The sequence below is a fragment of the Prevotella nigrescens genome (assembly GCF_031191185.1).
GTDB classification, from domain to species: domain Bacteria; phylum Bacteroidota; class Bacteroidia; order Bacteroidales; family Bacteroidaceae; genus Prevotella; species Prevotella nigrescens.
The window spans coordinates 347917-360500 of the sequence record NZ_CP133465.1; the positions used below are offsets into that span (position 1 = coordinate 347917).

The 12584-nt window shown below is 43.4% G+C and carries 9 protein-coding genes; 8 read left to right on the forward strand and 1 reads right to left on the reverse strand.

The window, feature by feature from the left end:
- The first annotated feature begins 337 nt into the window (after positions 1-337).
- From leuS to RDV52_RS03565, 6 genes are all read left to right on the forward strand, one after another.
- Positions 338-3319 carry a leucine--tRNA ligase gene (gene leuS, locus RDV52_RS03540; protein WP_004367048.1) on the forward strand — a complete coding sequence of 994 codons (2982 nt, stop codon included), beginning with the start codon at positions 338-340 and terminating at the stop codon, positions 3317-3319.
- Between the two features lie 65 nt (positions 3320-3384).
- The gene (locus RDV52_RS03545) at positions 3385-4368 is read left to right on the forward strand and encodes a YitT family protein (RefSeq protein WP_004367046.1); all 984 of its coding nucleotides are present in this window, start codon (positions 3385-3387) and stop codon (positions 4366-4368) included.
- Position 4369: 1 nt separating this feature from the next.
- Positions 4370-4948, forward strand: a complete 579-nt coding sequence (locus tag RDV52_RS03550) for a non-canonical purine NTP diphosphatase (RefSeq protein WP_004367044.1) — start codon at positions 4370-4372, stop codon at positions 4946-4948.
- Positions 4948-5838, forward strand: a complete 891-nt coding sequence (locus RDV52_RS03555) for a glycosyltransferase family 2 protein (protein ID WP_004367042.1) — start codon at positions 4948-4950, stop codon at positions 5836-5838. Before RDV52_RS03550 ends, RDV52_RS03555 begins: the two co-directional genes overlap by 1 nt.
- Complete coding sequence (porZ, locus tag RDV52_RS03560; RefSeq protein ID WP_004367040.1) at positions 5835-7862, forward strand: type IX secretion system anionic LPS delivery protein PorZ; 2028 nt, start codon at positions 5835-5837, stop codon at positions 7860-7862. The genes RDV52_RS03555 and porZ overlap by 4 nt, the downstream gene beginning before the upstream one ends.
- Positions 7838-8848: an acyltransferase family protein gene (locus RDV52_RS03565; RefSeq protein ID WP_004367037.1), complete on the forward strand. Its 1011-nt coding sequence runs from the start codon at positions 7838-7840 to the stop codon at positions 8846-8848. Before porZ ends, RDV52_RS03565 begins: the two co-directional genes overlap by 25 nt.
- Positions 8849-9460: 612 nt before the next feature.
- Here RDV52_RS03565 and RDV52_RS03570 read toward each other — a convergent pair.
- Positions 9461-10762 carry an IS1380 family transposase gene (locus RDV52_RS03570; RefSeq protein WP_115098581.1) on the reverse strand — a complete coding sequence of 434 codons (1302 nt, stop codon included), beginning with the start codon at positions 10760-10762 and terminating at the stop codon, positions 9461-9463.
- A gap of 271 nt (positions 10763-11033) precedes the next feature.
- Here RDV52_RS03570 and RDV52_RS03575 point away from each other — a divergent pair, with 271 nt between their 5' ends.
- Both RDV52_RS03575 and RDV52_RS03580 read left to right on the forward strand, forming a co-directional pair.
- Complete coding sequence (locus RDV52_RS03575; protein ID WP_004367034.1) at positions 11034-11780, forward strand: hypothetical protein; 747 nt, start codon at positions 11034-11036, stop codon at positions 11778-11780.
- Entirely contained in the window at positions 11777-12490 is a 714-nt protein-coding gene (locus RDV52_RS03580) for a hypothetical protein (protein ID WP_004367033.1), read from the forward strand. The genes RDV52_RS03575 and RDV52_RS03580 overlap by 4 nt, the downstream gene beginning before the upstream one ends.
- The last annotated feature ends 94 nt before the right edge of the window (positions 12491-12584 follow it).

Below are 12584 nucleotides of genomic sequence, written 5' to 3' on the forward strand. Positions count from 1 at the left end.
AAACTAGAACTACTATATAAACCCTTTCTTATCCAGTGCCAGGAACGCAACAAACCACACCCCAACTTGCTCCAACATTATCCTCAAGCAACAGAAAAGGAAAATTATATCCCGTCTTATTTCCACTAAACAATAACCTTCAACCGCCCGTTCTTTTCTGCTTTCCACCAAATTAATTCGGCAAAAGACTTGCTATCCCTATTAAAATTAGTAATTTTGCAACTTGGATAGTAACGCATTGTTATTTAATGAACTAAGCAATAGGGTAGGGGAAGCATTTTGCCTTACCACGTTTATTGTTCGTAAACAGCGAAATCAAAATAAAACAAACATAAGAATGGAATACAACTTCACAGACATTGAGAAGAAATGGCAGAAGAAATGGGTTGAAAACAAAACCTATAAGGTTGTTACAAATAAGAAAAAGCAGAAGTTCTACGTGCTGAATATGTTCCCCTATCCATCGGGAGCAGGGCTACACGTGGGGCACCCGCTCGGCTACATAGCCAGCGACATCTATGCACGCTACAAGCGTCTGAAGGGTTTCAACGTGTTAAATCCAATGGGTTACGATGCTTATGGATTGCCTGCCGAGCAGTATGCCATTCAAACAGGACAGCACCCAGCTATCACAACCGAAAAGAACATTGCACGATACCGCGAACAATTGGACAAAATAGGCTTTTGTTTCGACTGGGACCGCGAAGTGCGCACCTGCGACCCGCAGTACTATCATTGGACGCAGTGGGCATTTCAGCGTATGTTCGAGTCGTATTACGACTATAACGAGGGCAAGGCAAAACCCATTTCCGACCTCGTCCGACACTTTGAAGAAGAGGGAACACTCAACCTTAACATTGCGCAGGGCGAAGAAATAACCTTTTCGGCAGGCGATTGGAGAAGCATGAGCGAGAAGGAACAACAGGAGACGCTGATGAACTACCGCATTGCTTACCTCGGAGAAACCATGGTGAACTGGTGTCCAGGCTTAGGAACGGTGCTTGCAAACGACGAAGTTGTAGACGGAGTCAGCGAGCGTGGCGGCTATCCGGTAGTCCAGAAGAAGATGAAACAATGGTGTCTGCGTGTATCTGCTTATGCCCAGCGTTTGCTTGACGGCTTGGAAACGGTGAGCTGGTCGGACTCCATGAAAGAAACACAGCGCAACTGGATAGGCCGTTCAGAGGGTACAGAGGTTGTATTTAAAAGCATTACACCTGCTCAAGGAAAAGTGATTAAGTCTGGTTTTCGCAAAAGAATTAAGTCTTTTTGGCAAAAGTTGATTCATATTTGGACAAAAATCAAGTCAGTTTTATTATCTCGTCCTATAAAGCATAGCCCCTGTACGCCTACCAATAATAAAAAAACAGAACACGACATCACCATTTTCACAACACGTGCCGACACAATGTTTGGTGTAACCTTTATGGTGCTTGCACCCGAAAGCGAATTGGTTCCAGAGCTTACCACCGACGAACAGAAAGCAGAGGTGGAAGAATACTTGGCGTACGTGAAGAAACGAACCGAGCGCGACCGCATGACCGACCGCAAAGTTACGGGTGTTTTTACGGGTTCTTACGGCATCAACCCCTTTACAGGCGAGAAATTGCCTATCTATATATCAGAATACGTGCTTTCAGGCTATGGCACAGGTGCAATTATGGCAGTGCCTGCACACGACAGCCGCGACTATGCGTTTGCCAAACACTTTGGTCTTCCAATCCGTCCGCTTATCAAAGGGGCTGACGTTTCGGAAGAAAGCTTCGATGCCAAAGAAGGTATCGTCATCAACAGTCCCGAGAAACCAATTGAAGGAGGCTTCTCTCTGAATGGACTTACGGTGAAAGAAGCCATCGCTGCTACCAAGAAGTATGTTACCGAACAGGGGTTGGGCAAGGTGAAAGTGAACTATCGCCTGCGCGATGCCATCTTCTCTCGCCAGCGTTATTGGGGCGAACCCTTCCCAGTCTACTATAAAGACGGTATGCCTTACATGGTTCCAGCAGATTGTTTACCGCTCAAATTGCCTTCAATCGACAAGTTTGAACCAACCGAGACGGGCGAACCGCCATTGGGACGCGCCAAGATTTGGGCGTGGAACGAGCAGAACAAGAAGGTTGTAGACAAGGTATTGATAGACAACAAAACTGTTTTCCCATTGGAATTGAACACAATGCCGGGCTTTGCGGGCAGTTCTGCATACTACCTTCGCTATATGGATCCACACAATGACAAGGCTTTGGTGGGCAAGGAAGCCGACGAATACTGGCAGAACGTAGACCTTTATGTAGGCGGAACAGAGCATGCCACAGGACACTTGATATACAGCCGCTTCTGGAACAAGTTCCTTTACGACTACGGTTACAGCTGCAAGGAAGAGCCATACGAAAGGTTGGTGAACCAAGGAATGATACAAGGACGTTCCAACTTCGTATATCGCATCAATTCAGACGACCATTCCAAAGCTCCTGTATTCGTTAGTTATGGTTTGAAAGAAAAGTATGAAACAACGCCAATCCACGTAGATGTGAACATTGTTCATGCCGATGTGCTCGACGTTGAGGCTTTCAAGGCATGGCGACCGGAATACGAAAACGCCGAATTCATACTTGAAGACGGCAAATATATCTGCGGTTGGGCAGTAGAAAAGATGTCAAAATCGATGTTCAACGTTGTCAATCCAGACGACATTGTAGCGCAATATGGTGCCGATACCCTGCGTTTGTACGAAATGTTCCTTGGTCCTGTCGAAGCAAGCAAGCCTTGGGACACCAACGGTATCGACGGTTGTTTCCGCTTCCTGAAGAAGTTCTGGAAGCTGTATCAGCAGGAACTGAACGACAACGAGCCTTCAAAGGAATCGCTGAAGAGCGTGCATAAGCTCATTAAAAAGGTTTCGGGAGACATAGAACAGTTCTCTTACAACACTGCTATCTCTGCTTTCATGATTTGTGTGAACGAGTTGGGACAACAAAAGTGTAAAAATCGCGGCTTATTACGCACATTGCTCATACTGATAGCACCGTTTGCGCCACACATTGCCGAAGAACTTTGGCAGCATATTGGCGAGAAGGGCAGCGTCTGCGATGCTCAATGGCCTACTTGGAACGAGGCTTATTTAACCGAAAACGAGGTTCAACTGACCATTTCGTTCAACGGAAAGGCTCGTTTCCAAATGACTTTCCCCACCAATGCAAGCAAGGAAGACATAGAGAAAGCAGCCCTGAACGATGAGAGAAGTGCGAAATACATAGATGGAAAAACTATCGTGAAAGTGATAGTAGTACCCAAAAAGATTGTAAACATTGTTTGCAAATAAGACAAAACGGCACATTCGTTGGTTTGAAACACAGCCACGAATGTGCCAAAACACATTATTAGACTATGACAATTAATCAGCAATTAATTAGAGACGAAGTAAAAGACTACATCTTATTGACCCTCGGTTTGGCTTTGTATGCAGCGGCATTCACAGTATTTCTTATGCCTTACGAGATTGTAACAGGTGGCGTAACGGGTTTATCGGCTATCATTTACTATGCAACACAGTTCAAACTCGAGAACACTTACATGATTATCAACGCCGCATTGCTGGGCGTTGCATTGAAAATCTTGGGTTTAAAGTTCATGATGAAGACTATCTACGCCATTATTGTGTTATATTTCATGCTGAAATTTGCACAGGAATTAATGCCCGTAGATGCGAGCGGACACTTCGTGAAGATATTGGGCGAAGACCAAAAGTTTATGTCGCTCATCGTGGGGTGCTGCATTACAGGCACAGGAATGGCTATGGTCTTTCTCAATGGTGGCAGCATGGGCGGCACGGACATTGTGGCAGCCTGCATAAACAAGTATAAAAACATTTCGTTGGGGCAGGTATTGATGGCTGTCGATATATGTATCATCGGCAGTTGTATGCTTTTCCCACAGTTTGGAACATACATTGAGCGTTTCCACAAAGTTATCTTCGGTCTTTGTACAATGTTTATTGAGTGCTCTGTATTAGATTATATAATGAACTTAAGACGCCAATCGGTGCAGTTTCTCATCTTTTCAAGGAAGTATGAAGAGATTGCCGACGCCATTATGCAAGAGCGCGACCGAGGCATAACCATACTCGACGGACACGGCTGGTACACCGGAAAGGACGTGAAAGTAATCTGCTTAATGGCAAAACGCAACGAAAGTCAGTCTATTTTCCGCATCGTTAAGATTATCGATCCGCTGGCATTTGTCAGTCAGAGTTCGGTAATAGGTGTATTTGGCGAAGGCTTCGACAAAATAAAAGCGAACACAAAGAATGCTGAAAAAGTGCTTTCGCAGGTCTATCCGAATAACGAATTAACAACAGATAGCGAAAAATAAGATGAAAATAGTATTTGCAACGAACAACAAACACAAGCTTTCCGAGATTAAAGACATTCTCGGCAACGACTTTGATATTGTGTCGTTAAAGGATATTGGCTGCGATGTGGACATACCCGAAACAGCCGAAACATTGGAAGGAAATGCAAGCATAAAGTCGTATTACATCTACGACAACTATCATTTGAATTGCTTTGCCGACGACACAGGACTTGAAGTAGATGCGCTTAACGGCGAACCGGGTGTGCATTCGGCACGCTATGACGAGCACACCGACCACGACAGCGAAGCCAATATGCGCAAACTGCTCCGTAAGTTGGGCGATACAACAAACAGAAAAGCCCACTTCCGCACAGTGGTTTCGTTGATTATCGACGGCAAGGAACATCAGTTTGAAGGCAAAGTAGAGGGGCATATCGCTACCGAAAAATCGGGAACGGAAGGCTTTGGCTACGACCCTATCTTTGTTCCAGAAGGCTACGACAAGAGTTTTGCCGAACTTGGAGAAGACGTTAAGAACCAAATTTCGCACCGAGCACGTGCCGTTCGCAAGCTCGCTGAATATCTAAAGCAACTGTAATGAGTAAGAGTTTGTCCATTCTGCTGCCTACTTACAACTGCATTTGCACCGCACTTGTCGGTGAATTGCAGCGACAGTGTGTAGCAGAAGGGGCAGATTTCGAAATTATTGTAGCCGACGACGCATCGCCCGACAAACGGTTCATAGCCGAAAACAGAGCCATTGCGCGCCTCGATGGTGTGCGCTACATAGAGCGGGAACGCAACGTCGGTCGGTCGGCAATCCGCAATTACCTTGTCTCGCAATCGGCGAAAGAATGGATTTTATTCATCGACGGCGACCTTTCGCTCAACAATGCTCAATTCATACACAACTATCTGCAAGCCGAAGGCGACGTCGTAGTGGGCGGTATCAGCATTGTTGAAGACGAAAACAGATGGGGCAACAACCTCAGATACCGCTACGAGCACGCTTCAAAAGAAACTATCAGTGCCGAAAACCGAAGAAAAACACCTTATCAGCACCTCAGCACCAACTTTATGGCACACCGAAAGCTGATAGGCACAACCCCTTACAACGAGCAAATAAAGCACTACGGCTTTGAAGACGTGTTGCTTGGAAAACGCTTCAAAGCACTAAACGCACACGTAAACCACATTGACAACCCCGTTTTATTCGACGATTTTGAAATGAATGCGGTGTTCCTGCGCAAGACAGAAGAAGCATTGCGCACCCTTTCCATCTTCCAAACAGAGCTGAAAGGCTATTCAAACCTGTTGGAAATGGCTGAAAAGCTGCACAGAATGCACACCGACAGGGTAGTGGCGTGGCTTTATAAACTCCTGCATAAACCATTAAAACTCAACCTTAAAGGCAATAATCCGAGCGTTTTCTTGTTTAATATCTATAAGCTTGTTTATTTCTTACACTATAATTCGATAAGAAAATGATAAAAAGAACATATATACTTGTACTCTCTTGCTTGCTTTCCATACTTCCGCTCCGCAGTTTCGGCAGTGGCATAGGCACGTGGAAAAACTTTCTGGCATACAGCAATGTGCAGTGGATAGAGAAGGGTGGCAATGTGCTTTACGTACTTGCATCGAACGACCTCTATGCTTACAATGAAAAGAACAACAGCATTCAGACCTTCGACAAGGTAAACGGACTGAATGATATCGACATTGACTTCATCGCATGGAACAATGTTGCCAAACGCTTGGTTATCGTTTATGCCAACCAAAACATAGATTTGCTCACCCAGAAAGGCGAAATCATCAGTTTGCCCGACTATTACAGAAAGGCGATGACAGACAACAAGAAGGTAAACAGCCTTTATACCGAGGGGGCATACTGCTACGTTTCAACAGGATTTGGCGTGTTGAAGATAAACGTTGGCAGGGCTGAAATCAGCGATACCTACAATCTTGGCTTCAACGTAGACTATACTTACATCGAAGGAAACTATATTTACGCTGCAAGCAGCGAACGAGGACTCTACCGAGCCTTGCTTTCCGACAACCTATTGGATAGAAACAATTGGAAAAGAACAGGCAACTTTGTGGCACAAAGCAAAACCATTGCACCCGAACTGATGGAGAAAGTGAAGCCGTTACTGCCAGGTGGGCCCAAGTACAACCGCTTTTTCTTTATGCAATATCTTAACGACCGCCTCTATACAACGGGCGGAGCGTTCGAACCGGGCGCAGTAGGACTAAACCAGGCAGGCACCGTTCAGGTGTTGAAGAAAGACGAATGGACCATCTTCCAAGACGAATTGGACAAGATAACGGGCTACTACTATCACGATATGAACTGTTTGGCAGTAGACCCACGGAACCCCGAACACGTATTTGTGGGCGGACGAGCAGGCTTATACGAGTTTCTGAACGGCAAGTTAAAGAAGTATTTCAACAAAGACAACAGTCTTCTGCGCCCCACGGTTTATCAAGGCAGAGAGTTAGGCAACGACTATGTGCCAGTGCAAGGATTGGTTTTCGACCGCAAAAACAATTTGTGGATACTGAACAGCGGTACCAAAACAACTTCATTGCTGAAGCTTTCGCCCGACGGAACTATGACCGACCACTCTAAACCAGAGCTGATGAACAAGGGATTAAGCCTGCAAGTGATGCGCCGACCCATTCTCGACAGCCGCGGTTTAATATGGTTTGTAAACAGCCACTACGAAGCACCGGGCTTGTTCTGCTATAATCCTGAAACCGACAAGCTAAGCGTTTTCCATAATTTCAAGAACCAAGACGGCTCTTCCATTATGGTTATACAAATGCGTTGCGTGCTGGAAGATGCCTATCAGAACCTTTGGATAGGCACGAACGTAGGGCCGCTCCGACTCACTACCGAGCAGATGCAAAACCCTTCAGAGGCTATTTTCGAGCAGATAAAGGTGCCACGCAACGACGGAACAAACCTTGCCGACTACCTATTGGCAGGCGTAGACATTTCGTGTATGGCGATTGATGGCGGCGGACGCAAGTGGTTTGGCACGAATGGCAACGGTGCTTACCTCATCAGTGCCGACAATATGAAGCAGGTGAAACACTTCTTGAGCAGCAACAGCAAGCTCCTTTCAAACAACATAGAGAGCATTGCCATCGACGACAAGACGGGTGAAGTGTTCTTCGGAACAGACAAAGGACTTTGTTCGTATATGGGCGATGCAACAAAACCGTCTGACAATCCGGGCGGCGATGACACTTATGCCTATCCAAACCCCGTCCGCCCAGATTACAAAGGGCTGATAACGGTAGTTGGCTTAGCCTACAATTCCGACGTGAAAGTAGTTACCACCAACGGCATACTTGTGGCACAGGGCACGAGCAACGGCGGTACATTCACGTGGGACGGCAACGACTTAAACGGAAAACGTGTGGCATCGGGAATTTATATGGTGCAGACGGCTGACCAAGAAGGCAACAACGGAACAGTATGCAAGATAGCAATCGTGAACTAACGAAACCCAAGCGCAAACACTGGATAGACCTTTTGCGGGGTTTCTGTATGGTAGCTATATTGCTCGACCATACCGAAATATACTACACAGGCGACAACATCATCGGCTACAACTACTATGTAGCCAATGTGTTGGTCGCCTTTTTCTTTCTCTCAGGTTATCTTTTCTACAAGGAAACACCGTTTTCGCTACGCCATAAGCTCACCTACATCGCGCGCTACTTGCTATTGCCCTACTTCCTGTTCACCACTTTCATTGCCATTCCGAAGGCTTTCGCACACGATTTCGACATTTCCGACACCCTGTTCTCCGTCCTCACAGGGCAAGCATCGTGGTTTGTAGCTGCCCTCATCATTGCAGAAATCGTGTTTTCCACAGCATTATGGGCGTGCAAAAGCAAAACTTGGGGGTTGTCAATACTCGCCCTTGCAGCCTCAGCAGCTTGTTATCTTCTTTCCACACATTGTTCCGACCTTTATTGGCAAATAGAAAACGCCTGTATGGCACTGCCCATTCTCTGTTTTGGCTACTTCTACCACAAGTGGGAAAGCGTTTTCCACCGTTTCCACAACCTATCATCATCATTCTTTCTATTCATACTTTTAGTTATCATAAAAGTATATGAACATACGCAGGGCATAACTCTGCTTGTCGAACCCATACGCATAAACAATTGGTACGTATTTGTTTTCGACGCCCTTGTATGCACCCTGTTCCTCGTAAGTTTAGCCAAACAGCTGAAAAGCGTTGCTTGGTTGGAATGGACAGGACGCCGCAGCCTCGTCTACTACTTCTTTTCAGGCGGCATACCCCTCATTGTTTCCGCCCTGCTCCAACGCACCGATATGGGCTATTCGGGGCACTACCACCGTGTTCTCCTCACCTTCCTGCTCGTCTACGCCCTTACTTCCATCATTGCGTGGGCAGTCTACCGCTACTTAGGCTTTATTGTTCAACAGCCTCCAAAAGCAGCAGACAAAGCGTAAACCACTGCAAAAATATCCCACAAAAATTTTCTTTCCCAAATTACTTACAGGTCAATAATAATTTATCTACACGTAAAGAAATATTTACTTACACGTAGAAAAATATTTATTTACGTGTAAGTAATTCTTTAAACGAACGATTTCGCAACTTTTAAGCATCGCATTTACTAAACCTTTTGCCAATATTCGCATAGAAAAAATGCAGCTAAAACATTAATATTCATATTTTATTTAATTCCTAATTATCTTTTGTTATATAGGCATTAATTGCTAACTTTGTCAAAATTAATAGTTCTCAGAATAAAGATAATTCTATGAAAAATTTTAAAATGTTTTATAACACTATTTCAATAGACTGCGGAGAATAGTGCGTTAACTACTCTTTAAAGGCAATAGAAATTAACACATAAATAAGTTAAGAGCAATGAATAATATTAAATAAAGCCTTAATTCCGCAGCATTATTCCTTGTGAGGTACTTTTATATATTGAAGTGACATTTTTGGGCTCTATCCATTGATATGGGGATTTTCTGGGATTTTTGGTTCTTGCATAGACATGAAATCCCCCACCCAAACCAATGGGGAATGTGAGAACCACAAAGACATGCTGTTTATTCAAGGAATACCTCAGAGTAGTATGCTTTATTTGTATATAGGTTCAGAACGTTCCGCCTTCCTGTTCGTACCCATTTTGCTGGTACACTGACAAAATGCAGGATAAAGGCTTTCAGCCTGCTTGTCTTTTTCAATGGCTTGACCTTCTCGCTGATATGACGGACGAGATAGAGATAGAAGTTTTTCAGCATGGCGGTAACCATCATGAAAACCATGTTCTCAGCCATAAAGGAAAATGGCAGATGTGCCCAGCCGAAGTCATTGTTCTGTATGTCGAAGTTCTTTTCGCTCGCTCCACGTTCATTGTAGAATGTAATGATGTCCTTCTCGGTAGATGTCCGGTTGTTGGTAAGGATACAGCGGTATGTGTATATCACTCCGAACATATCCGTCTGTTCCCTGCCGTGCTTGTCTTTCAAGGGAGTACGCTGTACGACAAGCCTGTATGACTTTCCTTCGATGAGGTCGTCCATGCTGACGGAGGTGACATCGCACCTCTCATAACCAACCTCAACGCTCTTCCATTCTTCCAGCTGGCGGAAGTCCTCACACCGGCTGCCGCAGTTGGCAGCACGTATATAGAACGTGTTGCAGCGCGGCTCTACGGTCTGGATGATTTCCTTCGAGAACGACCCGCAGTCGGCACGGAAATGCTCTATCACAACACCAAGTTCGGAGGTCACACGGTCCATAATGCGACGGAGCGTGTCCTCCTGATGGAATTTCACATTGGTGTTCCCGTCACGGTTCTCACCTCCGACTATGATGCCCCCGATGGAAGCCCAGCCTGGGAAATAACCATGATCCTGCTTGTAGGAATACTTTGCATCGAACTTGCGGGATGGAATAAACTGGTGGTCAAAGTCCAAGTCAACATGACTGCCCGCCTTTATAAGCCCCATTCTACGTATCATCCGTAAAAGTAAGGTGTTCAGCTTCTCTGCAGTATTGAAACTATAAGACTTGCCTGATGTCTCGCTCTTGTAGATAATGTTCTCTTCGGCAAGCTCCTTCAGTCCACGTCCCACGGTGTCGGCACCGGGTAATAGCGTGTCAGGCCTCTGCTTGAACTGCCCTATAAGCGCATTGATGTCCTCAAGGCATTCTCCACCACAAAGGTAACTGAAGAAGAGAGAGCCGAAAATGCTTCCATGGCTGAATGCCTTGCCACTGCTTCCGCGTCTGCCCAACACGGATTCGGTAAGTTTTTCAAAGCCCAACTTTGAAAAAACATCCATAATGTGATACATTCCTCCGAAAGAAGTGATATTCTCGTTTTTAATTGCTACCTTTGTCATGTCAGATTTTTGCTTACTTGTTATGTTTGTTGCACTAAGATTAGGTGAAAATTCTGACATATCCAAGTGTTTTGAGGACTTTGTTTCTCAGGCACTTGGATTTCTTAAAAGATTTTATGCTGCGGAATTGAGGTAAAGAGTAAAAATCAAAATAAAGTCTGTAATAGCTGAAGCCATATTACGGATTTTTGTACTTTTGTTTCCTCAATAACAAATTTACAACAACGTATTATCTCGCAAACAACTATATTTAAATACAAAATAAATTATTATGGCACAAATGGGACTCGGTTATGGAAGCGAATTCCAATTACTTCGGTTTATGGGCAGACATAGACACGAACTTGAAAGGACAATAATTGATGCGCTTCAAGAAAAGCAGCAGACAATTAATGATAAGAATTTTGATTGGCTTGATTTCGAGTATTCTGATATTTACAAAGTTATCACCGGTGATCGTGAACTATATGGTTTATCTTTTCTTGAAAAGAAAATAGATAAAGGTTTGTATGATAAAATAACAAGTGCTCTTCAAAAGGCAGGTTCCTTTATAAGTAATTGGCAACATTGGGATGCTGTTTTCGTATTAGATGATTGCTTTTATTTTGTGGAAGCTAAGGCTTATCCGGGCGAACTGTATTCAACTAATGACCATGGAGGAAGTAGTAAAAAAGAAATTCTAAATTTTATGAGGGAAAATATGCAACCCTATGGCATTGAAGTTGATAAAAACTGGTTAGATTCATATTATCAATTTGCAAACCGAATTTCTATGATGGCTTTTCTTAACCAAAACGGTCTGAATGCTAAAGCTATATATATTTATTTTGAAAATGGATATAATAAACGGCAGTTTATCGGAAAAGAAATAAAAACTGTAAGTGATAAGGGAGCAGGAAAGATAGAATTTGATGAAGCGATTCAAAAAGAATTATCCCATCTCAATATCGAAAAAGCCAACCTTTCAGAGTTAGTCGTACATATTTATATAAATGCAACCCCAAAAGATATTAAATGATGAAAAAAGTTATTACACTTCTCTTGATTTTATTTCCTACTTATACCTTTGCTAAAGTTGGTTTTACTTTAATAAAAGTATTAGATGGTTCATTCAATTTAAACGGAAACAGAATAATCGTAAAGAATGCGGAATACAAAGTCGTTAACCCTAACATTTTCACACTTTTCGATTGTATACCAATAGAGGTAGCTGAACTCTTCTGTACGTCACGTACAGAGAAAGATTTTAGAATAAAAGTTTACAATGCTAATTTAGATTGCGTTTTTGATAAAACTTTTACTCCAAAAATTCCCAATGATTATAAAATATCTTCGACATATACAAACCGTTTCTTACTTGAAAATAACGAATGTCTTCATCTTATTCAGGTGATGTCAACAACAAAAAAGGATGGAGAAGAAGGATATGTAAAATTATATTTATGCAACTCTAATTGCAGTATAATGGAAGAATTATGTTCTTCTCCTAGTTATTTGATACCCCTTTATCTTTATATTGCCAATAACGAAATAAGATTACTTGTTTGGGATAATGGTTATTCTCGAACACTTATTTATCGCTTTTATGATGATAAAAACACAAATATTGAAAACATAAAGGCACGTATGTCAAAACTCAAAGGAACTTTTAACTTGCAGGGAATTCCTGTTCCCGAAGATGAAAAAGGCCTTGTCATAAGAAACGGTGTAAAGATACTAAATAAATAACTTTTATAAAGAAAGGCTTATTCACACAAAGAACCTTACGTTTTGGAAGAAGCTACTTATACAGATTCAGAAACCAATAATCGGCAAAAGAGGC